Source organism: Rhodococcus koreensis (assembly GCF_900105905.1).
Lineage (GTDB): Bacteria > Actinomycetota > Actinomycetes > Mycobacteriales > Mycobacteriaceae > Rhodococcus_F > Rhodococcus_F koreensis.
Genome location: NZ_FNSV01000005.1, coordinates 5,051,993 through 5,074,978, shown reverse-complemented (window position 1 = coordinate 5,074,978; position 22,986 = coordinate 5,051,993). Strand labels below are relative to the sequence as shown.

Here is a 22,986-nt window from a genome sequence, read left to right as displayed (position 1 = left end):
GTCCTGAACCGGCCGTGCCGACTGTTCCCGCACTCTCTCTACCGCGCCATCCGGACCTACGGAATCGCCGTCACGCCAACGGGACGCGATCAGGTGCTCTCGTAGTTCTCCACCGCCCGCTCGAGGTGTCTGCGCATCTCACCCTGCGCACGATCGAGGTCGGCGGATCGTAACTCGCCCAGGAGTTTTCGGTGCTCCGTCGCGAGATCTCGGGGATTCGGGTACGACTTCTGGATCTGCGCCAGGCACAACTGCATTTCGTCTTGCAGTGTCGAATAGATTCGGCTCAGTCGATTGCTGCCGACCGCGTCGATGATGGCGACGTGGAACGCCGAGTGGACTTCGACTCGGTCCGCCCAACTGGCGTCGGCCGGCATCTGCTCCATCTCCTCGAGATACCGCTCGGCCTCACCGAGCGGGATGCCGTTCTCGACGATGACCCGGACGCCTTCGAGTTCGAGTGGAATCCGCACGAAGTACAGATCGCGGACGTCCTCGTGATCGAGAACCGGAACGATCAGCGACCGACCCTGGGACTGCTGGGCGAGGTGACGGCTCGTCAGCACCTGCAGCGCCGACCGCACCGTGGGGCGAGCGACGTCGAACATGGCCGCCAGACCTGTCTCGGTCAACGGGGTACCGGGCGCGAGGGCACCCCCGAGGATCTGGGCACGGATCTCCGCCACCAGCGCGTCGCGGGTGGTCTGGGTTTGCAGCACTGGACTCATACCGTCCTCCTCCGGGCGCAGTATATCTGCTATACCGCCTACCACTCCCGCCCTCCCTGTTGTACTGTATAACAGTAATACCGAGTTACCGCCTGATCAGGGCACTGCGACCACACCGCAAGGAGAACCACCATGAATCTGGCCGACTACGACGCCTTGAGCTTCGACTGCTACGGCACCCTGATCGACTGGGAAGCCGGCATCGCCGCTGTCCTCGCGCCCTGGGCGAAGGAAGTCGGACTTGCGTTGACCGACGAGGAACTGCTCCTCGCCTACGCGGACAACGAGGCCCGGGCCGAACGCGACACCCCCGACGCGCTGTACTCGGCCATCCTCGCCGACGCCTTCCGCCGCACGGGGGAGACGCTCGGCAAAGACGTCGGCGACGAATGGGCAGCCAGGCTCGGCGCATCGGTCCCCGACTGGCCGGCGTTTCCCGACTCCGCCGAAGCGCTTGCCTCCCTGACGAAGGACTACAAGCTGATCATCCTGTCCAACGTCCACCGTGCGGGCTTCGCCGGCAGCAACGCACGCCTGGGAGTCGAGTTCGACAAGATCATCACCGCCGAGGACGTCAAGGCCTACAAGCCTGCGCCGAACCACTTCGAGGCCCTCGACGGCGCGCTCGAAGAACTCGAAGTTCGCCGCGAGCGTCTTCTGCATGTGGCGCAGAGCCTCTTTCACGATCACGTGCCCGCCAAGCGCCACGGTCTGCCCTCGGTGTGGATCAACCGCCGCCACGACCGCCCGGGCTGGGGCGCCACCCCCGAACCCTCCGCCGAGTACACCTACGCCCTCGAATTCCCCACCATGGCGGAATTCGCTGCCGCCGCACGCGTCGCGAAGGAGGCCGGGCGGAACGAATGACTCACCGCGGGGCCCCACGCGGCCAACCGTCAGCGACCGAAGCCCATCGCCGTCACGACCTTCCGTGACGGCGATGGGCTTCCGGCTGTGCGGTACGCGGGACCGCGGTACGCGTCAGAGGACGATGTTGACCATCTTCCCGGGCACGACGATGACCTTGCGCGGATCCTTACCGTCGAGCAGTGCGACGATCTTGTCGTCGGCGAGCGCGATCTTCTCGATCTCACCACGCGGCGCGTCGGCGGCGACGGTCACGCGGCTGCGGACCTTGCCGTTGACCTGGATCGGGTACTCGACGGTGTCTTCGACGAGCCACTTCTCCTCGGCGACCGGGAAGGGTCCGTGCGCCAGCGACTTCTCGTGGCCGAGCCGCGACCACAGTTCCTCCGCGAGGTGCGGGGCCAGCGGTGCGAGCATGAGCACCAGCGGTTCCACCGCCGAGCGGGGGGCACCGGTCGGGGACGCCTTGGTGAGGTGGTTGGTGTACTCGATCAGCTTGGCCGCGGCCGTGTTGTCGCGCAGTGCGGTGTAGTCCTCGCTGACCCCGGCGATCGCCTTGTTCAGCGCGCGCAGCGTGTCCTCGGTCGGGGCGTCGTCGGTGACGCGCACGGCGCCGGACTCCTCGTCGACCACCACACGCCAGGCGCGCTGCAGGAAGCGCTGCGCACCGACGACGTCCTTGGTCGCCCACGGACGGGACGTGTCCAGCGGACCCATCGACATCTCGTACACGCGGAGCGTGTCGGCGCCGTACTCCTCGCAGATGTCGTCCGGCGACACGGAGTTCTTGAGGCTCTTGCCCATCTTTCCGTACTCGCGGTTGACCTCGGCGCCCTGGTGGAAGAACTTGCCGTCCTTCTCCTCCACCTCGTCGGCGGGCACGTACACGCCGCGCGCATCGGTGTACGCGTAGGCCTGGATGTAGCCCTGGTTGTACAGGCGGCGGTACGGCTCGCTCGAGCTGACGTACCCGAGGTCGAACAGCACCTTGTGCCAGAACCGCGAGTACAGCAGGTGCAGCACCGCGTGCTCGACACCACCGACGTACAGGTCGACGCCGCCGGGGTCGTTCGGCCCGTGGATCTCCGGACGCGGACCCGTCCAGTACCGCTCGTTCTCCTTGTCGCAGAACACGTCCGGGTTGGTGGGATCGATGTAGCGCAGCTGGTACCACGAGCTGCCCGCCCACTGCGGCATCACGTTGGTGTCGCGGCGGTACGTCTGCAGTCCGTCGCCGAGGTCGAGTTCGACGTTGACCCAGTCGACGGCCTTCGCCAGCGGGGGAGAGGGCTCCGAGGACGCGTCGTCGGGATCGAACGACACGGGTGCGTAGTCCTCGACCTCCGGGAGCTCCACGGGCAGAGCCGATTCCGGAAGGGCGTGGGCGTTGCCTTCGGCGTCGTACACGATCGGGAACGGCTCGCCCCAGTACCGCTGCCGCGCGAACAGCCAGTCGCGCAACTTGTACTGGATGGTGCCCTTGCCGGTGCCGTCCGCCTCGAGCCGCTCGGTGATGGCCTTCTTCGCGTCGGCGACGGACATGCCGTTCAGGAAGTCGGAGTTCACGATCGTGCCGTCGCCGGTGTACGCGTCCTTGGAGAGGTCGCCGCCGGAGATCACCTCGACGATGTCGAGACCGAACTCGGTGGCGAACTCGTAGTCGCGGTGGTCGTGGCCCGGCACGGCCATGATGGCGCCCGTGCCGTACCCGGTGAGGACGTAGTCGGCGATGAACACCGGCAACTTGTGCCCGTTGACGGGGTTCAGCGCGTACGTGCCGAGGAAGACGCCCGTCTTCTCCTTGTATTCCTGCCGCTCCAGGTCCGACTTGGCCGCGATCGACTTCCGGTACGCCGCAACCGCTTCAGCGGGCGTTGCGGCACCGCCGGTCCAGCGCGAATCCACACCCTCGGGCCACGCGGCCGCGACGATCTCGTCGACCAGTTCGTGCTCCGGCGCCAGCGTCACGTACGTCGCACCGAACAGCGTGTCCGGCCGTGTCGTAAACACCTCGATGTCGTGAGCAGAGGATTCACCCTCGCTTCGCTCGACCACTGCCTGGAACCGCACCTGCGCACCGTGCGAGCGCCCGATCCAGTTGCGCTGCATGGTCTTGACCTTCTCCGGCCAGTCCAGGTAGTCCAGGTCGTCCACCAGACGGTCGGAGTACGCGGTGATGCGCATCATCCACTGCTGCAGGTGCTTACGGAACACGGGGAAGTTGCCGCGGTCGCTGCGACCGTCGGCGGTGACCTCCTCGTTGGCCAGCACCGTGCCCAGACCGGGGCACCAGTTGACCATCGAATCGGAGTGGTACACGAGGCGGTAGGAGTCGAGGACCGCTTCCTTCTCGGTCACGGACAGCGACGCCCAGTCCCGTCCGTCTTCCAGGGCGCGCGCCCCCGACACGAACTCGGCCTCGAGCTCGGAGATGCGGCGGGCCTTGCCGGCCTCCTTGTCGAACCACGCGTCGTGGATCTGCAGGAAGATCCACTGCGTCCAGTGGTAGAAGTCGACGTCGGTGGTCGCGAATGTGCGGCGCTCGTCGTGGCCGAGCCCGAGGCGGCGCAGCTGGCGCTTCATGTTGCCGATGTTGGCCTCGGTGGTGGTCCGCGGGTGCGTGCCCGTCTGCACCGCGTACTGCTCGGCAGGCAGACCGAACGCGTCGTAGCCGAGGGTGTGCAGCACGTTGTGGCCCTGCATGCGGTGATAGCGGGCGAACACGTCGGTGGCGATGTAGCCGAGCGGGTGGCCCACGTGCAGACCCGTCCCCGACGGGTACGGGAACATGTCCTGCACGAACAACTTGTCCGCGGGCACGTCGCCGGCGAGGGGGCCGACCGGGTTGGGCGCGTCGAACGTGCCCTCCTCGCTCCACCGGTCCTGCCAGCGCTGCTCGATCTGGCCGGCGAGCTCCGCGGTGTAGCGGTGCTGCGGGGTCGCGTCGGACGGGTTGGCGGGCTGCACGTGCTCGGTCACTGTGGTCGCTATCTACTTGGCTGACATTCTGGATCAGGGGGATACCGACAACCAGGGTAGAGCCTCACCCCACCCGGGCTCACCTGCGCATCCGGGTCCGCCGTATCCTGGTCACGTGTTGATTGCCTCCGTCGTGCTGTTCGTGCTCGCCGTCGCCGTCTCCGGTGTCGCCGTTGCAGGCCTCGCCGAGCGCCTCCCGCGCAACCGGTGGGCGGGTGTCCGCACCCCCGAGACGATGCGGGACGATCAGACGTTTGCGCTGGCCAACAAGGTCGCGGGGCCCACCCTGCTTGCCGCGGCCGGGCTCCTCGTCATCGGCGGAATCGCCGGAATCCTGATCGGCGGAGTCTTCGGAATCGGCGCCGTCCTCGTCAGCGTCGTGGCCGCCGCGCTCACCGCGGCGACGGGCGGATCGCTCGGTGCCCGTGCCGCCGCGTCGGTGCCCGCCGCCGACACCGGTGGATGCGGCAGTTCCTGCGGCGCGTGCTCCCTGAAGGGCGCCTGCCAGCCGTCCTGACCGGCAGGCGACGGCCCTCCGGTGAACTCCTCGCGCGTCGTCGACCCCGCAGGCGCAGTCTTCGGTCTGCTGCTCCCGGTGATCGCCGCGCTGTCCGGGGTGATCCTCACGAAGGTCTGGGAACCGCGGCTTCCTGCGCAGATCGCGACGCACTGGACCACCACCTCGCCGGACGGCTTCTCCACCCCGATGTCCAGCGCCTGGACGTTCGCCCTGGTGACGGTCTTGTTCGGCGGCGGATGCTCCGCGATCGCCGCCCTCGCCCAGGCAATGCTGATGATGCGCCGCACGATGCTCGTCGTCGGGCTGTCCGTGGTCGGCCTGATCCTCACGGTGCAGGTGCTGCTGCTCTACGTCCAACTCGACGTCACCGACCCCGCGGACACCGAACTCCCGCTGTGGTCGCTCGGCCTCGGTGTCGTGATCGGCGCCGTCGTCGGCCTGATCGGCGCCGCCCTGCTCCGCGACTACCGGCCCCGGGTCGCCGCGACCGGTACTCCCGACCCACGGTTGCCGCGCGCCGACGACCCTGCGACCGTCGCGGACACGGTCGGGTTCGGCACCGTCGGCTCGCTGGTGCTGCTCCTGCTGCTCGGTGTCGCGCCTGCTCTCGCGGTCTGCCTGCTCGTCGACGGATGGTGGCCGCTCGCCGTGTTCGTTCCGGTGGGGCTGCTGATCGTGAGCCTGCTCCGATTCCGGGTGATCGTCGACCGGACCGGCATCCGGGTGGTGAACATGGGCATGACCGCGCTGCAGTACGGGATCGAGGAGATCGAGGGCGCCCGCGTCGACGTCATCGCACCGTTCGACGACTTCGGCGGCTGGGGACTCAAGGTGAAGGGCAGGCGCAACTACGGCGTCGTGACGAGGACCGGCCCCGCCGTGATCGTCACGACCGCGTGCGGCGACCGCCTGACCGTCACCAGCGCGCGGGCCGAGGAGATGGCCGGCGCACTCAACGCGTTCGCCGACAGGCGGCTCCGCCGCCCGTGAGTGCGCAAAGAGTGCAGGGACTCGCTAACCACTCACGGGCGGGAGGCTTGGTGCACCGCGTCGAGCACGCGGTCGAGGTAGCCGAGGGCGGCGCGGACGGCGGCGTCCTCGTCGCGGGCGGCGATCGCGTCGACGACGGCGTGGTGGTCGTCGGTGGTCAGCGACGGCGGGTGGACGCCCTCGGTGAAGTCGTAGGTGGCGCGGGTGGGTTCGAGGATCCCGGCGAACAGGTCGGACAGCACCGGATTGTGCGCGGCCTCCACGACCCCGAGGTGGAACGCGAGGTCGGCGTCCGCGAATCGGGATGCCTCGTCGGCGGTGCGCTGCCGTTCGTCGAGTAGCGCGGACAGCGACCGCAGGTCGTCGTCGGTGCGCCGCCCGCACGCCAGCCGGACGGCCTCCGTCTCGAGGGCCCGCCGGACCTCGAAGACGTTGAGCATCTCGGCGACCGCGACCTGCCGCCCGAGCAGCCCTCCGATGTCGGTGCGTGCCCGCACGAACGTCCCCGATCCCCGCCGGATCTCGAGGATGCCCGTGGACGTCAGGGTCTTGATGGCCTCGCGCACGGTGTTGCGCCCGACCCCGAGCAGCGTCATCAGCTCGGGTTCGGTGGGGATGCGCTCGCCCACCTTCCAGTCGCCCTCGGCGATCCTGCCGCGCATCCAGTCCAGGGACTGCTGATACGCGGACTCGCGCCGAACCACCGTCATGTACTCATCCTCACACCTCGTCGGCTCGCTCGTCCCGACCGGCCCGTCTAAACTACGTAGGACGTCCCATGTATTTGGACAGCTTCACATATTCGGACAGCCCGAGGAGGCGACCCCACACGTCCACGTCAACCGCTCGCGCCGGCACCCTCCCGACCGCCACCGCCCGCACCACCAGCCGCCACTTCCACGGTCTGAACTATCTCCTCGTCGTCCTGCTCCTCGGCTCCAACATGCCCACGGCGCTGTACTCGCTGTACCGCCACGAATTCGGTTTCACCCCGCTGGTCCAGACGCTGATCTTCGCCGTCTACGTCGCCGGTCTGCTTCCCTCGCTGCTGTTCTTCGGCCCGCTGTCGGACGCGCTCGGACGCCGCTTCGTGTTGCTGGCCGCGATCTTCTTCAGCGTGCTGGGCGCCGTGCTCCTCGCCTTCGCCGATTCGACCGTCTGGCTGTTCCTCGGCCGGATCTCCCAGGGGATCGCCGTCGGCGCGTGCTCGGCCGCCGGTTCCGCCGCCCTGATCGAGCACGAACCCGCCCGGAACCTTCGCCGCGCCGGTCTCGCCGCCACCCTCACCACCGCCCTCGGTGCGGCGCTCGGCCCGCTCTTCGGCGGCGCCGTCGCGCAGTACCTTCCGCACGCCCTGGTCTTGCCGTACGTGCTGTTCACGCTGGCTCTCCTGCCCGCGCTGATCCTGGTGCTGCTGCTCCCCGCACCCACCGGCGGACAGTCACGCCCCACCCAGTTGTTCCAGGTGCCGCACGTCCCCGCACCGCTCCGCCGGGTGTTCTGGCTGTCCTCCCTCGGAGTGGCGCTGGCGTGGGGCGCCGTCGGCCTGTTCCAGTCGGTGGTCCCGACGTGGATCATCGACCTGCTCGACGTGAGCAACCTGGTGGTCGCCGGCGGTGCCGCCGCGCTGGTCATGGTGTGCTCGGTGTCGGCGCAACTCGTCGCCAACCGGCTCGGAACGGTGCTCTGCCGAACGCTGGGCATCGGCGCCGTCGGCGTCGGCATGGTGGGTCTGCTCGTCGTCGACTTCGCGCCGTCCCTCGCCCTTCTGTGCGCCGTGACGGTCGTCGTCGGTGTGGGACACGGACTCTCGTTCGCCGGTGCGATGCGCGCGGTGGGCGCCGCGGCCGCCGAGCACGCCCCCGATGCCCAGGGCGGGACGCTCGCCGCGTTCTTTACCGTCGGCTACGTCGGTCTCGCGGTGCCGTCCATCTGCGCGGGCATCGCCATCACCGTCCAGGGCATGCACGTGGCCGTCCTCGAACTCGCGATCATCGGCGCCGTCCTGTGCGGCGTCGTCGCCGTGCTGGGCGTCCGCACGAAGGGTGGGGACCGGGCCGAGGCGGCCAGTACTGTGGCCTGAGGACGTGAAATGCCGATGCCCGAACCGCTTCGCCACTGCGAGTTCCGCTTCTACGAGGAGCTGAACGACTTTCTGCCGCCGGTGCAGCGCAAGCGCACCTTCGAGCACCGATTCGACGGCACACCGTCGGTGAAGGACCGCATCGAGGCGCTGGGCGTCCCGCACACCGAGGTGGATCTGATCCTCGTCGACGAAGTGTCCGTCGATTTCGCGTATCTCCTGCGCGGCGGCGAACGCGTCGCGGTGTATCCCGTGTTCGAGCGTTTCGACCTGACCGGGGTGACGCAACTGCGCCCGCGACCGTTGCGGGACCCGACATTCGTGCTCGACGTGCACCTCGGCCGCCTCGCCCGCTACCTCCGCCTGCTCGGCTTCGACACCCGCTACCGCAACGACTTCGACGACACGGAACTGGTGGACATCTCCCTCGCCGAGCACCGCATCGTCCTGACCCGGGACACGGGACTGCTCAAGAGGTCGGCGGTCACCCACGGGGCGTTCCTGCACGAAACGGACCCACGCCGGCAGCTGCGGGAAGTGTTGGACCGCTTCGACCTTCGGTCGCGGATCACGCCGTTCACGCGGTGCGCGCGATGCAACGGGTTACTCGCGCCGATTCCCCGCGACGACGCGCTCGCCGAGGCGCCGCCGGGGGTCGCGCGCAACGAACACCAGTTCAGCCGGTGCCGGGACTGTGCGCAGCTGTACTGGCCGGGCAGCCATCTCCCGAAGCTGAGCCGGCGATTGTCGGAGGTCGGGGTGACGCTCGAGGTGGATTCTCAGGAGGCGTGACGCAACTGCTCGGCGAACTCCGCCGAGCACCCGCAGTCACCGAATTCGTCACAGTCGATGATCAGTGCGTGCCGGACCTCGGACAACTCGACGCACGACTCGTCGGTGCATTCGGCTCCGTAGAGCGTGTGCACGATCAATGTTCCGTGACAGGTGTCGATCACGTGTGCTGTCCTCCTCACTTCTCGTTCCCCACCTCTGTTGATACCACCCGTCCCCGACAGCCCAGGGACGTGCGCGGGGTGTGTCGGCTAGTTCCGCTCGACGTCGATCGGGTGGGTGGCGAGGAGGGCGAGGGGGAGCGGCTGCCTGCGCAGCACCTGCGCCCACACGTCGACCCGGGCGGGGGCGACGACGTCCGACGCGAGCGCCGAGATGACGATCCAGTCGTCGCGCTGGAGTTCCGAGTCGAGCTGACCGTATGTCCAGCCCGAGTAGCCGGCGAAGATCCGGACACCCTCCACCAGCGGGGCGACGACCTCGGGGTCGGAGTCGAGATCGACCATCACCACGCGGCCGTGGACCCGGCGCAGACCGGGGAGGCCGTCGGCCTGCGCGCCGGTGCGCAGCGTCGCCAGGCACAGTGCGGCGTCACGTTTGACGGGACCGCCGACGTACAGCGCGGACGGGCGCGCGGTGAGCGGCGCCCACTGTGGCAGCACGTCGTGGACGGCGGTTTCGCTGGGACGGTTGATGACCACACCGAGGCTTCCGGCCTCGTTGTGCTCGATCACATAGATCACGGTGCGACGGAATGCGGGTTCGACGAGATCTGTGGACGAGACCAACAGGCTGCCGGGCCGGACCACCGGTTCCGTCGACGCCGTTCGATCTTCGGGTTCTTCTGCGTGCGCCACCTGAACATCATCCCACCGCGGCGAACGCGATGTGACGGAGGACGCGACCTGCGTCCGGTTCGCCGCTTTACGCCGCGGGCAGCCCCGCCGTCTCGGCAAGTACGGCGAGGTGGTGCTCGAACAGTGCGCCCGGTGTGGTGAACGTGTCGGCGCCGTACTGCCCGAACACCTCGAAGTTCACGGCCCCGAACAGTGCCGACCACACCAGCACGCCGCGGGCGAGCAGATGATCGGGTGTGGTGAGGCCGAGTTCGGCGCGAACGCGGTCGAGGTCGGTGGCGAGCCGGTCGTCGATGGGCGCCGCCGCGTCCGCCTCGAGCTTGCCCGCCCGGAACGCGTTGTCGAAGATCCCGACGAGCGCGTAGATCACCCGCGTTCCCGGAGTCGTCGTCTGCTCCCCGGGCGCGTCGTAACCGGGAACCGGGCTGCCGAACAGCAATCCGTAGCGGGCGGGCTCGCGCAGCGCCCACTCCCGCACCGCACGTCCGAGCGCCAGGAACTGCTCCCGCGGTCCGGCCGCGGACGCCACTGCGGCCTCCACGGCGTCGCCGAGTTCGTTGTATCCGTCGACGACGAGCAGCGTCAGCAGTTCGTCGCGGCTCTTGACGTACCGGTACACGGCGGACGACACCACGCCGAGGTCCCTCGCGACGGCCCGCAGCGACAGGGCCGCACCCCCGACCGAGGCCAACTGTTCGCGACCGATCCTCGTGATGTCCTGCAACGTCTGCTCGCGGGCGCGCTCGCGTGGTGTTCCTGGCATGGGGTCCAGCGTCGCAATTTCAGAGAGCAGTGTCAACAAACGAGAGCACTGCTCTTGACATTGCGGACCGGAGGGAGCATTCTCGAATAATAGAGAGCAGTGCTCTCGAATCACCGAAATCGACTCACTCAGCGGGAGCAGGAATGTCGAACCTCGAGATCGTCACCGGAGCAGGACCCGTCGGCTGGACCGTCGCCCGGCAGCTCGCCGAACAGGGCCGACGGGTGCGGGTCCTCACCCGCTCGGGCAGCGGCCCGGACCATCCCCTGATCGAGCGGCGGAAGGTCGACGTCTCCGACGCCGCCGCGCTGCAGGAGGCATTCGACGGAGCGACCGCCGTCTACCACTGCATCCACGCCGCCTACAACGCCGACGCCTGGGAGCGCGAACTCCCCGCCGCCGAGCAGACGGTCCTCGAGGCCGCCGGACGCGTCGGCGCGGTCGTCGTCTTCCCCGAGAGCCTCTACTCCTACGACGCGTCTCGGCAGCCGATGACCGAACACACGCCGCGGTCGGCCGACTCCGGTAAGCGCGGCATCCGGACCCGGTTGCTGAAGGCCCGCGCCGAGTCCTCGACGCCCACCGTCAGCGTCGTCGCGTCCGACTTCTTCGGACCGCGGGTGCTGAACGCGCACGCCGGCGAGCGCATGGTGCCCGTCGTCCTCGCGGGCAAGACGATGCGCGTCCTCGGTTCCGCCGACCTGCCCCACTCGTTCACGTACATCCACGACTTCGCGGCCGCGATGATCGCCGCGGCCCACGACCCGGCGCTGTGGAACTCGGTGCTGCACGCACCGACCGCGCCGGCCGTCACCCAGCGGCAGATGGTCGAGGCCTACGCGAAGGCCGCCGGGGTTCCCGCCCCGAAGGTGGGCACCCTGCCCGGCTGGGTGATCCGCGGCGGCGGGCTCGTCCACCAGGGGACCCGCGAACTCGCGGAGATGCTGTATCAGTTCGAGGAGCCGTTCGTGATGGACTCGTCCGAGAGCGAGGCCCGCCTCGGACTGGCCCCGACGCCACTCGGCCGAGCTGCCGAGGAGACCGTCCGGTGGTGGCAGGACAGGTCGGTCGCGGCCGCCGGATAGGGTCCTGTGAATGGCGAAACAGCTCGGGGACCGGCGCGAGGCGTGGCGCAGAACGGCGTACACGCTCCGGCGGTCGCCCGGACTGGCCCGTCTCGCCACCGTGCGATTCGCCAGCCAACTCGGCGACGGCATGTTCCAGGCCGCACTCGGTGGCGCGATTCTGTTCAACCCCGAGCGGGAGACGGATCCCGTCGCGATCGCCGCCGGCTTCGCGGTGCTGCTGCTGCCGTACTCGGTGATCGGACCGTACGCGGGCGCACTCCTGGACCGCTGGGACCGCCGCAGCGTGCTGCTGTGGGCGAATGTGCTGCGCGGACTGCTGATTCTGGTGACCGCCGCGCTGCTGGAGACCGGGACCAGCGAATCCGCGCTCCTCGTGCTCGCCCTCTCCGCCATCGGTGTGAGCCGGTTCGTTCTCGCGGGAGTCTCGGCGGCGCTGCCGCGCGTGGTGCACCGTTCCTGGCTCGTGGCCACCAATTCGGTGCTCGCCACCACCGGTTCCGTCGTCGCCGCGCTGGGGGCCGCGACGTCCGTCGCCATCATCTCGTTCGTGGGCGCCGGTGACCGCGGCTCCGGAATCGCCGTGGCGGCCGCCGCCTGCGGTTCCGCGGTGGCCGCGTTCGCAGCGTCGCGCTTCCACCATCGACTTCTCGGTCCGCACGCCGACGAGAAACCCGAATACGGGGCGGTCCGCGCCGTCGCCGCCGGACTGCGCAACGGGGCGCTCGCCGTGTGGCATTCGCCGGGCGTCACGACCGCCATGATCGGGATCGGCACGCACCGGATCGTGTTCGGCGTCAACACGTTGATCATGGTTCTGGTGTTGCGCGACACCGCCACCGTCAGCGCCCTGCCAGGCGGCCTCGCCGGTTTCGGTGTCGCGCTCGGCGCCACCGCCACGGGCATGCTGCTGGCAGCGATCTCGACACCGTTCCTCATTCCGCGCATCGGACGGTCCCGCACCATCGTCGGCGGCCTGATCCTCGCGCTCGTCGTGCAGTGCACGTTCGTCGCGACCCTCACGCAGGCGTCGCTGCTGTGCGGCGCGCTGCTGCTTGGATTCGCCGGGCAGTCCATCAAACTCAGCGGCGACGCGGCGATGCAGATCGAGATCGAGGACGACCGCAGGGGACAGGTGTTCGCGCTTCAGGACACCGTGTTCAACGTCGCGTTCATCGGGTCGATCGCCGCGGCGTCCCTCGTGATCGCCCCCGACGGCCGATCACTCGCACTGGTGCTGGCGGGTGGGGCGTTCTACGGCCTCGGACTGGTCGGCGTGCTGTTCAACACCCGGCGCGAACCTGCCTGAGAACCGGGCTATTCCGACCCCGGCATCGGCACGTTCTGCAGGCGGACCTGACCGCGAGCCACCTCCTTGCCGGTGTCGGACGCCGTGATCACCACCGACCACAACTGCTGCACGCGGCCCTGCTGGATGGGCACCGCGACCACGTCGACCCGCCCCTCGGTGCGGGCCCGGAGGAAGTCGGTGCCGTTGTGCACGCCCACCGCGAACTGACCGCGATCGGCGACGGCCGTGCTCGCGCCGATGCTCGCGGCCGATTCGACCGCCGTCGTGTAGACGCCGCCGTGCACTACTCCCCACGGTGTGTGATGGTCGGCGGACAGGTCGATGTGGCCGACCACCTTCGTTCCCGACACTTCGTCGAGTTCCAGTCCGGCTGCGACGACGAAGGCGCTCGCCGCCTCGCGGGTCAGATCGGTCATCGTGTGTTCTCCTCGTCGAACCCTCGGTAAGTTTGAAATCCCAACCCACCTTGCCCGGCTTGGGCGCCGGCGTCAATGGTCCCGGCCGTGCCGACCACCGGATCGGGGCGCCACGTGTGCACCGCCGCGATCACCGGTGGCTCGCGCGGAATCTCGGCGTTCCACGTCCCGTCGCCGGAAGGATCGGTGAAGTAGCGGGACTCGTCCTCGGCGTCGTAGTCGAGCACCGAACGATCGGCCACCCCGTCGCCGTCCGAATCCCACATCGCGTCGTCGAGAAGTCCGTCGCCGTCGAAGTCCAGGCGCACCGCGTCGACGCCGCCCGACGGTCCGAGGTCGAGGTCGGCGGGCGACGTCCACGCCACCGGGGCGTCGGCACCGGTTCCGAACGAGTACTCGAGAGGATCCATATGAAGGTTGGACGCAGCGGGACCGCATCCGGTTCCACCGAATATCCGCGAATTCCGCTGCGACGGTGAAACCGCACTGTGACCGGACCGCAACCGGGCGGGCCGGGCGCGTGCGCCGCGGATGCCGTCCCCCGGTGTTATCTTCGACCCCGCGCGTGCAGGTCGGTCCACCATCACTCCGACCACCGATGTGGAGGGGTCCCGTGGTCGACAAGTCCTGGTCTGTGCCCGGAGTGCCCCTGTGCGTGGCCGCCGCCGTCGCCGCGACGATCGGTTTCACCGCCGCACCCGCGTCGGCCGAGACCCTGCCGTGGCTCCCGGTGAACGCCTGCGGCGAGACCGGATTCAACCCGGCGAAGGAGCCGCCGAGCCCGGGCGGGCCACTGCTGCCCCCGATCCCGCCGACCGTGAGCATCCCGATCCCGTACCCCGACTTCGTGCCCGTCCCCGTTCCCGGACCGCGCGTCGACCAGACCCGCGTCGCCCAGGACCTACCCGCCGATCCGTGCGCGGACCCGTGCCCCGACCTCACCGACGACGTCGACGAACCGGAAACCGGCCCGGGTTCTTCGGGTTCGGCAGGGTCATCGGGGTCGTCGGGCTCGAGTGCGCTGACCATCCCGAAGATCTCGATCGATCCGCGGCCCGAGACCATTCCCATTCCCGTTCCCGGCGGTCCGGGACCCGAACCGCAGCCGGCGCCGCCGGTCGAGATCAACCCGGCCGTACGTGGTTCCCTCACCGCCGCGATGGCGAAGCCGGCCGTCGGCGACGTCCGGCTGGTGTCGCAGCTGACCGGACAGGGTTCGGAGAACCGGACGGACAAGCGCTGGCAGGTGGACGGCACCGACCTCGGCATCACGTGGGAGACGAGGCCCGGCGAGGTGGCGGTCGCGTTCGGTGACACGTTCGGCAAGGACTGGACCCCGCCCGGCGCCTTCGGCGAGGACTGGCGGAGCAACGTTCTCGGCCACAGCACCGACACCGACCTGTCCGACGGCATGACCATCGACAGCATGGTCCAGGACAGCCGGTGCCACGCCGCCGAGATCATCGACAGCAGGCACATCAACAACTTCGAGACGACCACCATCCCCACGTCGGGGTTCGCGATCGGTGACCGTCAGTACCTCAGCTACATGTCGGTGAAGCGCTGGAGCATGGTCCCCGGCATGTGGTACACGAACTACGGCGGCATCGCCTACTCCGACGACAACGGGCAGACCTGGATCAAGGACCAGCACGCCAAGTGGGACAACATCTTCGGTGCCCGGTTCCAGGTGTCCGCGATGGTGCCGCACGGCGACTACGTGTACATGTTCGGCACCCCCAACGGGCGGATCGGCACCATCGGCCTGGCCCGGGTACCCGTCGACCAGGTACTCAACACCACGTCGTACCAGTACTGGTCGGACGGCACGTGGACACCCGTGTCCCAGCGCCTCGCGACCCCCATCGTCGGTGGGGTGGCCAGCGAGTTGTCGGTGCGCTACGACGCGGCCGCGGACACGTGGCAGATGAGCTACCTCGAACCCGTCGGCGGTTCGATCATCCTCCGGCAGTCGTCGAGCCCGCAGGGTGCATGGTCGGACGCGGCGACGCTCGTCGACACGGCCGACTATCCGAAGGCGTACGGCGGCTTCATCCACCCGTGGTCGACGGGCGAGGATCTGTATTTCACGATCTCGGAGTGGGACAGCTACAACGTCTACCTGATGCATGCGTCCCTGCACCCGTGAGTACTTCTTAACCGCCCGACGTTAACAAGTACGCACGGTGTGAAGCGCAACTTCGGTGGCCTTGACCACGAAGTACACGTCCAGGCCCGGCACCAGATCGAGTTCCGCGACGGACGCCGCGGTCACGTCGGCGCTCAGCTCCAGCCGGCCTCCGGCTTCGGCGGCGCGCACCCGGACCGTCGGCCCGCGCACCTCGATCTCCGAGATGGTCACCTGGAAGACGTTGCGTGGACTGCCTTCCGGAGACCGCCTGTGCACGGCCACCGAATGCGGTGCGAACACCGCGACGGCCGGCGCGCCCCCGACGAAGTCGGCGTCGAGCAGACCCTGCATCCGAACACCGGTCTCCGTCTCGAACCCGTCCTGCGCCGCGAACACGGGGACGAGGTTGAGTCCGGCGATCCGCGCGGCGAACGCACTGCGCGGGCGCGTCAGCACGTCGCGCACCGAACCGGATTCGACGACCTGTCCGCCCTCGACGACGATCACCCGGTCGGCCAGTGCCAGCGCGTCGAGAACGTCGTGGGTGACGACGACCGCGGTCCGGTCGCCCTCCCGCAGCACCCGCCTGAGCAGCACCCGCAGGGCGGGGGCCGCAGCGACGTCGAGGGCGGACATGGGTTCGTCGAGCAGCAGCGCCTGCGGTTCCGCGGCGAGTGCCCTGGCGACCGCAACCCGCTGCGCCTGCCCCCCGGACAACTCGTGCGGACGGCGATCGGCGAACTGCGCCGCATCGACTGCGTCCAGCCACTTCTCCGCGACCGCCCGCGACTCCCGGCGTCCGCGGCCCGAACTACGCGGCGCGAACGCCACATTCGCGGCCACCGTCAGATGCGGAAACAGCAGTGCCTGCTGCGCGAGCAGCGCGATACCGCGCCGGTGCGGCGGCACCGCGATGCCACGCTCGGTGTCGGTGAGCACGCGACCGTTCAGTTCGACACGTCCGGCGTCCGGCCGGACCAGGCCCGCGACCACCGACAGCACCGTCGACTTGCCTGCGCCGTTCGGTCCGAGGACCGCCAGCACCTCACCGTCGGCGAGGTCGAATCCCACCTCGACGCCGCGCGCCGCGACCCTGGCCTCGACGCTCAGGCCGGTCACAGCGCCGCCCTCGACGCCCAGCCCCGCGAACCCACCACGATGACGACCGCGACGATCACCAGCACCAGCGACAATGCCACGGCCGCATCCGCGTCCGTCTCGCGCTGCAGGTAGATCTCGAGCGGCAGGGTCCGTGTGACGCCCTGCAGACTGCCCGCGAACGTCAGCGTCGCCCCGAACTCGCCGAGCGCCCGCGCGAACGCCAGCACCGAACCGGACACGAGTCCGGGCAGCACCAGGGGGAGCGTCACCCGCCGGAAGACGGTGGTGGGACTCGCACCGAGCGTGGCGGCGGCGTGCTCGTACCGCCTGCCCGCGGTCCGCAGCGACCCTTCGAGGCTCACCACCAGGAACGGCAGCGCGACGAAGGTCTGTGCGAGCACCACGGCCGTGGTGGTGAACGCGATGTGGATGCCCGCGACCTCGAGGTGCTGCCCGATCAGACCCTTCCGGCCGAACGTGTAGAGCAGGGCGATGCCCCCGACCACCGGTGGGAGTACCAGGGGCAGCAGCACCAGCGAACGCAGCACGTTGAGTCCGCGAAAGCTGCTGCGGGACAACACCGCCGCCATCGGGACGCCCAGCAGGATGCACAGGGCAGTACTTGCGGCGGCGGTGCGCAGACTCAGTTCCAACGCCGCGAGTGAGGATTCCGACGTGACCAGTTCGAAGAAGCGCGTCCAGTCGACACTCGCCAGCATCGCAAACAACGGCAGGACGACGAACAGGCCGCCCACCGCTGCGGGCACGAAGATCCAGCCCGGAAGCCCGGACGGAACCTTCACGCGCGGCGCTCGGATCACGGCTGAGCGAATCCGGCCTTCGCCAGCACCGCCTGGCCCTCGGGTCCGGTGACGAGGTCGAGGAAGCCCTGCGCCGCCTCCGGCTGCTTCGAAGCGGACAGCGCGGCAATCGGATAGGTGTTCACGGCCTGCGCCGCCTCCGGGAAGGGCACGGCGGTCACCTTGTCGCCCGCACCTGCCGCGTCGGTGACGTACACGAGTCCGGCGTCCGCCTGACCGGCCGTCACCTTGTTCAGCACGTCGGTGACCGACGACTCCTCGCTGACGGGGGTGAGGTCGACACCCGAAGCCGTCTCGACCTTCTGTGTCGCGGAACCGCACGGAACCTGCGGGGCACACGTGACGACGAGCGTTCCCTCACGGTTCAGATCCGCGAACGACGTGATGCCCTTGGGGTTTCCGGGTGCCGTCACGATGGTCAGCGTGTTGGTCGCGAAGTTGACGGGGGTTCCCGCGACGAGTCCGGCGTCGACGACCTTCTTCATGTTGTTCGTGTCGGCGGACGCGAACACGTCGGCGCTAGCGCCCTGGTCGAGTTGCGCGGCGAGGTCGGACGAACCCGCGAAGCTGAACTCCACGTGGGATCCGGGGTTCGCGGTCTCGAACATCTCGCCGAGTTCGGTGAACGTGCCCTTCAGCGACGCCGCGGCGAACACCGTGATGTCGCCGCCCGATGCGGCCGCGGACGTCGACTCGGCCGAACCCGAGGCACCGCTGTCGTCGTTCGAACCGCAACCGGTGAGAAGGCCCAGACCGAGCGCGGCCGCAGCAGCCCCCGTCGTGACCCGGCGCCAGGACATTTTCATGAAATTCCTCCAGGAGTTTCGACGATCACCGTGGTCGACTTGACGACGGCTACCGCGACCTTGCCGGGCTCGAGCCCGAGGTCGCGAACGGCTTCACTGCTCATCAGGGAAACGACACGGAAAGGCCCGCACTGCATCTCGACCTGGGCCATCACCTTGTCCATCACGACCGCGGTGACGATGCCGGTGAATCGGTTACGTGCCGAGGATTCCGATCCGAGCAGGTCGGGCGACTTCGACGCGTTGGCGCGCGCGAACTCGGCGAGGGCGGGACCGTCGATCACCTTGCGGCCCGACTCGTCCTTGTCCGCCGCGAGGCTGCCGTTGTCGATCCACCGCCGGACCGTGTCGTCGCTGACGCCGAGGAGTTCCGCGGCCTGTCGTATCCGGATACCCGTCATCCGGAGGTCGTCCGCGCATGCGTCATGACCGCCATACTATGTCGGCATATACGGACCGAACAAGTAGAAACCGCCGAAGATGCGGATCAGTACACGTCCCGCACGTAGCGCTTGTCGCTGGACAGCTGCTTCATGTACAGCTCGGTGTCCTCCTCGTCGAGGCGACCGTGGGTGCGGACGACTTCACGAACCGTCTCGTCGACGTCCTTGGCCATCCGGCTGGCGTCGCCGCACACATAGAGGGAGGCACCCTCCTGCATCCAGCCCCACAGTTTGGCGCCGTGTTCGCGGATGCGGTCCTGCACGTAGATCTTCTGCCGCTGGTCCCGGGAGAACGCCGCATCGAGGTGGGTGAGAAATCCGTCGCGGTGCATAGCTTCCATCTCCTCGCGGTAGTAGAAGTCGGTAGCCTCGTGCTGCTCACCGAAGAACATCCAGTTCTTGCCCGTGTGACCCAATTCCCTGCGTTCGTGCAGAAATCCGCGGAACGGTGCGATCCCGGTGCCGGGACCGACCATGATCATCGGCGCATCGGCGGCCGACGGGGGACGGAAGTGCGCCGACTTCTGCACGAAGATCGGCACGTCGACGTCGTCGCAGTGATCGGCGAGGAACGTCGAGCACACCCCGGAGCGGTTCTTGCCCTCGTGGTTGTAGCGCACCGCGGAGACGGTCAGCTGCACCTCACCCGGGTCCACCTTGGGGCTCGACGAGATCGAGTACAGCCGCGGCTGGAGGCGCTTGAGGACGCCCAGCCACTCCTCCGCGTCGGCGTCGACTTCGTACTGCGCCAGCACGTCCATCGACTGCCGTCCCCACAACCACTGCTGGAGCGCGATCTTGTTGTGCGGGCGCAGCAGTCGCGCCAACTCGGTGTCCTGCGTGCGACTCTGCACGAACCGCAGCAGTTCGGGCGTCACCTTGGTGATCTCGAGCTTCGTGCGCAGCGCCTCCCGCAGTGTCATCTCCGGCAGGTCCGGCAGCGTGACGGGTGTGTCCGGGATCGACCGGGTGACCTTCAACCACTCGTCGACGACGCCATCGCTGTTGGTGGGCCACACACCGAGCGCGTCGCCCGCCTCGTAGGAGAATTCCGGATCGTTCACCTCGAAGCCGAACTGCCGCACGTCCTTCGACGAACCGGCCGCGCTGAGCGGGATGTTCCTCGTCAACCGGGTGACGAGGGGAGACTTCCGGGTGAACGTCGCCGCCTTCTTCGCCGCGGGCCTGGCAGGCGCTGGGGCGGCCTGGGCAGCACCGCCGGCCGCGCGCTCACGGACCAGGTTCTGCACCTGGGTCAGCCACTGGTGCGCCTGGTCCTCGTAGTCGGGTTCGCAGTCGACGCGCTCGGTCAGCCGCTTCGCCTCGAGTTGCTCCAACCGGGCGTCGATCCGCTTGCCGTGCCCGCAGAAGTCGTCGTAGTTCGAGTCTCCGAAAGCCAGTACGGCGTAGCGGGTCTGCGCCAGCCTCGGTGCCTCGTCGCTGCTGAGCGCGGACCAGAAGCTGCTGCCGTTGTCGGGGGCGTCGCCGTCCCCGAACGTGCTGGTGATGATCAGGAGATCGCGGACGTCGGCAAGGCCCGCGACGTCGTAGTCGTCCATGCTGGTCAGGTGCGTGCCGTGGCCGGCTTCCTCGAGCTGGCGGGCGCATTCGGCGGCAAACTCCTCCGCGTTGCCGGTCTGCGACGCCCACACCACGACCACGGGGTGCTGGACCGATTCAGCGGTCGCGGGACTCGTGTCCGGCGCCGCGGAGCCGTCCGGTACGGCGGAGCGGGAGAACAGCCCCGCCATCAGACCGTCCAGCCACACCCTCTTCGACCCGGAGATCGGCGCGGTGCGCGGAAGAACCGGAACGCCCTGCAGTTCGGTGGACTGCAGACCCGCCAGAAGTCCGGCGAGGTACGTGCGCTCGTGTTCGTCGAAGCTGGGGGATGCCGAATCATCCAGTCCGAGAATGCGGCTCATCTCCGCGGCGGGCGAGCCGCTCGCGAGGGTGAGAGCCCCACCCGATTCGGGAACCTCGGGCTCGGACACCGGGGCCACCCGGGTCAGGGAGACGGCACACACCTTGAACTCCGGCTGGAAGGACGTGGGGTCGACGGCGTCGTTGGTGACGGCGTTGATGCTGAGGTATTCACCGAACGAGTCGTTCCAGTGGAACGGGGCGAAACAGCCTCCTGGCAGCACGCGGTCGCTGACGACGGCGGGAAGCACCGCGCGACCGCGCCGGGACGCGACCTCCACTTTGTCACCTTCGGAAATCGACAGCTTCTGCGCATCGGCCGGGTTGATCTCGACGAACGGGCCGGAGTTCAACTTGTTGAGCTTGGCGACCTTGCCGGTCTTCGTCATGGTGTGCCACTGGTGCTGCAGGCGCCCGGTGTTGAGGACCAGGGGGTAGTCGTCGTCGGGCATCTCCGCGGGCAGCATGTGCGGGCGCGGGAAGAAGGCGGCCTTGCCGCTCGCGGTGGCGAACGCGAGGCGGGGGAGTGAACCGTCGGGAGCGGACAGCAGGTTCTGGCTGACGCCGTCGTTGACGTAGCGGATCGGGTTGCGATCGGTACGGTTGCCGGGCGGGCTCGGCCACTGCACCGGCGTCTCCCGCAGCCGGCCGTAGCTGACGCCGCGAAGGTCGTAGCCGGTCTTGGGATTCCAGGTGCGCTTGATCTCCTCGAACACGTCCTCCGAGGATTCGTAGGTGAACGCGTCCGCATATCCCATCTCGCAGGCGACGCGGGCGATGATCTGCCAGTCGGGCAGCGCCTGGCCGACCGGGTCGACGGCCTGCTGGAGCAGGGTGAGGTTGCGCTCGGAGTTGATCATCACCGAATCCGACTCCGCCCACAGCGCGCCGGGCAGCAGGATGTCGGCGTACCCGTTGGTCTCCGTGTCGAGGAAGACGTCCTGGGTGATCACGAGATCGGCGGCCTCGAGGCCCTCGATCACGGTCCGCCGGTTGGCCACGGTGGCAACGGGATTGGTGCAGATGATCCAGCACGCCTTGATGTCGCCCGCCACCATGCGCTCGAACATGTCGACGGTGCCGGTGCCGACCTCGGTGCGGATGCTGCCTTCGGGCAGCTCCCACAGATCCTCGATGAACGCCCGGTCGTCGGCGGCGAGCACGGACCGCTGGCCGGGCAGACCGGGACCCATGTATCCCATCTCGCGGCCGCCCATGGCGTTCGGCTGACCGGTGAGGGAGAACGGGCCGCTGCCCGGACGGCAGATGGCCCCGGTGGCCAGGTGCAGGTTGCAGATCGCGTTGGTGTTCCAGGTGCCGTGGGTGCTCTGGTTGAGGCCCATCGTCCAGCAGCTCATCCAGTTCTCGGCCTCACCGATCCACTGGGCGGCCTGCCGGATGTCGGCCTCGGGGATGCCGGTGATCTCCGCGACCTTCTCGGGGGTGTACTCCTCGAGGAACTCGGGCATCACCTCCCAGCCCTCGGTGAACTCGGCGATGAACGCCGGATCGGTGTGCCCGTTCTGCACGAGCAGGTGCAGCAGGCCGTTGAGCAGTGCGAGGTCGGTGCCCGGCGCGATCTGCATGAACAGGCCGGCCTTGTCGGCCGTCGCGTTGCGGCGCGGGTCGACGACGATCAGCTTGGCGCCGGCCTTGATCCGGTCCATCATCCGCAGGAACAGGATGGGGTGACAGTCCGCCATGTTCGCGCCGATCACGAAGAACACGTCGGCCTTGTCGAAGTCCTGATACGAGCCGGGCGGGCCGTCGGCGCCGAGGGACTGCTTGTAGCCGGTGCCGGCGCTGGCCATGCACAGACGCGAGTTCGACTCGATCTGGTTGGTCCCGACGAAGCCCTTCGCCAGTTTGGTGATCAGGTACTGGGCCTCGATGGACATCTGGCCGGAGACATAGAAGGACAGGGCGTCGGGACCGTGCTCGTCGAGTTGTTCCTTCAGCCGGCGGGCGGTCTCGCTGATGGCGGCGCCGACGTCCACCGCGGTGGGCGCCTCCCCGCGCTCGTCCCGCACGTACCCGGTTTCCATGCGGCCACCGGCCACGAGCATCTCCGCGCTCGTCGCGCCCTTGGTGCAGAGCCGCCCGAAGTTGGTGGGATGGTCCTTGTCGCCGGACGCCTTGAGCACCCGGCGGGCATTCGTCTCGGGATCGATCCCGACCTCGAGCACCATGCCGCAGCCGACACCGCAGTACGAGCAGGCGGTCTTCACTGTGGAAGTCCCGGCTTTCTGCTGCTGCATCGACTCGCTCCTCACCTGCACGGTCGCCGCGTGTCCACCTGGCTCACGACCTGTATCAATGGTGCCGACCGGCGTGTTTCGTCGGGATTAACCCCGGTGAGCGTTCGATGA

General features: G+C 68.6%; 21 protein-coding genes. 8 read left to right on the top strand and 13 right to left on the bottom strand.

Annotated features, from left to right (window positions below; genetic code table 11):
* Positions 1-89: 89 nt before the first annotated feature.
* Complete coding sequence (locus BLV94_RS27770) at positions 90-728, bottom strand: GntR family transcriptional regulator (RefSeq protein ID WP_072942676.1); 639 nt, start codon at positions 726-728, stop codon at positions 90-92.
* A gap of 132 nt (positions 729-860) precedes the next feature.
* On the opposite strand from BLV94_RS27770, the gene BLV94_RS27765 reads away from it, so the two are divergent.
* Positions 861-1,595: a haloacid dehalogenase type II gene (locus tag BLV94_RS27765; RefSeq protein WP_072942678.1), complete on the top strand. Its 735-nt coding sequence runs from the start codon at positions 861-863 to the stop codon at positions 1,593-1,595.
* 114 nt (positions 1,596-1,709) lie between these two features.
* On the opposite strand, the gene leuS is transcribed toward BLV94_RS27765, so the two are convergent.
* Complete coding sequence (gene leuS / locus BLV94_RS27760) at positions 1,710-4,574, bottom strand: leucine--tRNA ligase (RefSeq protein ID WP_072942680.1); 2,865 nt, start codon at positions 4,572-4,574, stop codon at positions 1,710-1,712.
* 115 nt (positions 4,575-4,689) lie between these two features.
* Here leuS and BLV94_RS27755 point away from each other — a divergent pair, with 115 nt between their 5' ends.
* Both BLV94_RS27755 and BLV94_RS27750 read left to right on the top strand, forming a co-directional pair.
* Positions 4,690-5,091: an SdpI family protein gene (locus tag BLV94_RS27755; protein WP_072942681.1), complete on the top strand. Its 402-nt coding sequence runs from the start codon at positions 4,690-4,692 to the stop codon at positions 5,089-5,091.
* A 21-nt stretch (positions 5,092-5,112) separates the two neighbouring features.
* Positions 5,113-6,084: a DUF1648 domain-containing protein gene (locus tag BLV94_RS27750; protein WP_072942683.1), complete on the top strand. Its 972-nt coding sequence runs from the start codon at positions 5,113-5,115 to the stop codon at positions 6,082-6,084.
* A 32-nt stretch (positions 6,085-6,116) separates the two neighbouring features.
* On the opposite strand, the gene BLV94_RS27745 is transcribed toward BLV94_RS27750, so the two are convergent.
* Positions 6,117-6,794, bottom strand: coding sequence for a FadR/GntR family transcriptional regulator (locus BLV94_RS27745; RefSeq protein WP_072942684.1), 678 nt, complete (start codon positions 6,792-6,794; stop codon positions 6,117-6,119).
* 68 nt (positions 6,795-6,862) lie between these two features.
* Between BLV94_RS27745 and BLV94_RS27740 the strand changes: the two genes are divergently transcribed.
* Together BLV94_RS27740 and BLV94_RS27735 are read left to right on the top strand one after the other, a co-directional pair.
* Positions 6,863-8,167: an MFS transporter gene (locus BLV94_RS27740; RefSeq protein ID WP_083395683.1), complete on the top strand. Its 1,305-nt coding sequence runs from the start codon at positions 6,863-6,865 to the stop codon at positions 8,165-8,167.
* Positions 8,168-8,176: 9 nt separating this feature from the next.
* Positions 8,177-8,959: a Mut7-C RNAse domain-containing protein gene (locus BLV94_RS27735; protein WP_072942686.1), complete on the top strand. Its 783-nt coding sequence runs from the start codon at positions 8,177-8,179 to the stop codon at positions 8,957-8,959.
* On the opposite strand, the gene BLV94_RS27730 is transcribed toward BLV94_RS27735, so the two are convergent.
* The 3 genes from BLV94_RS27730 to BLV94_RS27720 all read right to left on the bottom strand — a co-directional run bounded on the left by BLV94_RS27730 (position 8,947) and on the right by BLV94_RS27720 (position 10,579).
* Positions 8,947-9,123, bottom strand: coding sequence for a hypothetical protein (locus BLV94_RS27730; RefSeq protein ID WP_174705501.1), 177 nt, complete (start codon positions 9,121-9,123; stop codon positions 8,947-8,949). The genes BLV94_RS27735 and BLV94_RS27730 overlap by 13 nt on opposite strands.
* Positions 9,124-9,210: 87 nt before the next feature.
* A complete protein-coding gene (locus BLV94_RS27725) occupies positions 9,211-9,816 on the bottom strand; it encodes a YqgE/AlgH family protein (RefSeq protein ID WP_072942690.1) in 606 nt (201 codons plus the stop codon).
* 67 nt (positions 9,817-9,883) lie between these two features.
* Complete coding sequence (locus BLV94_RS27720) at positions 9,884-10,579, bottom strand: TetR/AcrR family transcriptional regulator (RefSeq protein WP_072942692.1); 696 nt, start codon at positions 10,577-10,579, stop codon at positions 9,884-9,886.
* 143 nt (positions 10,580-10,722) lie between these two features.
* On the opposite strand from BLV94_RS27720, the gene BLV94_RS27715 reads away from it, so the two are divergent.
* Together BLV94_RS27715 and BLV94_RS27710 are read left to right on the top strand one after the other, a co-directional pair.
* Positions 10,723-11,664 (top strand): NAD-dependent epimerase/dehydratase family protein, encoded by a 942-nt coding sequence (locus BLV94_RS27715; protein ID WP_072942694.1) that lies wholly within the window; start codon positions 10,723-10,725, stop codon positions 11,662-11,664.
* A 10-nt stretch (positions 11,665-11,674) separates the two neighbouring features.
* Positions 11,675-12,973, top strand: coding sequence for an MFS transporter (locus BLV94_RS27710; protein WP_072942696.1), 1,299 nt, complete (start codon positions 11,675-11,677; stop codon positions 12,971-12,973).
* An 8-nt stretch (positions 12,974-12,981) separates the two neighbouring features.
* Here BLV94_RS27710 and BLV94_RS27705 read toward each other — a convergent pair whose 3' ends face one another.
* Both BLV94_RS27705 and BLV94_RS52170 read right to left on the bottom strand, forming a co-directional pair.
* Positions 12,982-13,392, bottom strand: coding sequence for a PaaI family thioesterase (locus BLV94_RS27705; protein WP_072942698.1), 411 nt, complete (start codon positions 13,390-13,392; stop codon positions 12,982-12,984).
* The gene (locus tag BLV94_RS52170) at positions 13,389-13,802 is read right to left on the bottom strand and encodes a hypothetical protein (RefSeq protein WP_072942699.1); all 414 of its coding nucleotides are present in this window, start codon (positions 13,800-13,802) and stop codon (positions 13,389-13,391) included. The genes BLV94_RS27705 and BLV94_RS52170 overlap by 4 nt, the downstream gene beginning before the upstream one ends.
* Before the next feature lie 224 nt (positions 13,803-14,026).
* Here BLV94_RS52170 and BLV94_RS27695 point away from each other — a divergent pair, with 224 nt between their 5' ends.
* A complete protein-coding gene (locus tag BLV94_RS27695) occupies positions 14,027-15,541 on the top strand; it encodes a DUF4185 domain-containing protein (RefSeq protein ID WP_072942762.1) in 1,515 nt (504 codons plus the stop codon).
* 21 nt (positions 15,542-15,562) lie between these two features.
* Here BLV94_RS27695 and BLV94_RS27690 read toward each other — a convergent pair whose 3' ends face one another.
* The 5 genes from BLV94_RS27690 to BLV94_RS27670 all read right to left on the bottom strand — a co-directional run bounded on the left by BLV94_RS27690 (position 15,563) and on the right by BLV94_RS27670 (position 22,875).
* The gene (locus tag BLV94_RS27690) at positions 15,563-16,642 is read right to left on the bottom strand and encodes a sulfate/molybdate ABC transporter ATP-binding protein (RefSeq protein WP_072942701.1); all 1,080 of its coding nucleotides are present in this window, start codon (positions 16,640-16,642) and stop codon (positions 15,563-15,565) included.
* Complete coding sequence (locus tag BLV94_RS27685; protein ID WP_072942702.1) at positions 16,639-17,445, bottom strand: ABC transporter permease; 807 nt, start codon at positions 17,443-17,445, stop codon at positions 16,639-16,641. Before BLV94_RS27685 ends, BLV94_RS27690 begins: the two co-directional genes overlap by 4 nt.
* Complete coding sequence (modA, locus tag BLV94_RS27680; RefSeq protein WP_072942704.1) at positions 17,442-18,251, bottom strand: molybdate ABC transporter substrate-binding protein; 810 nt, start codon at positions 18,249-18,251, stop codon at positions 17,442-17,444. Before modA ends, BLV94_RS27685 begins: the two co-directional genes overlap by 4 nt.
* On the bottom strand, positions 18,248-18,652 hold the full coding sequence (locus BLV94_RS27675) for a TOBE domain-containing protein (RefSeq protein WP_072942706.1): 405 nt from the start codon (positions 18,650-18,652) through the stop codon (positions 18,248-18,250). Before BLV94_RS27675 ends, modA begins: the two co-directional genes overlap by 4 nt.
* A gap of 86 nt (positions 18,653-18,738) precedes the next feature.
* On the bottom strand, positions 18,739-22,875 hold the full coding sequence (locus BLV94_RS27670; protein WP_072942707.1) for a bifunctional nitrate reductase/sulfite reductase flavoprotein subunit alpha: 4,137 nt from the start codon (positions 22,873-22,875) through the stop codon (positions 18,739-18,741).
* Positions 22,876-22,986 lie beyond the last annotated feature (111 nt).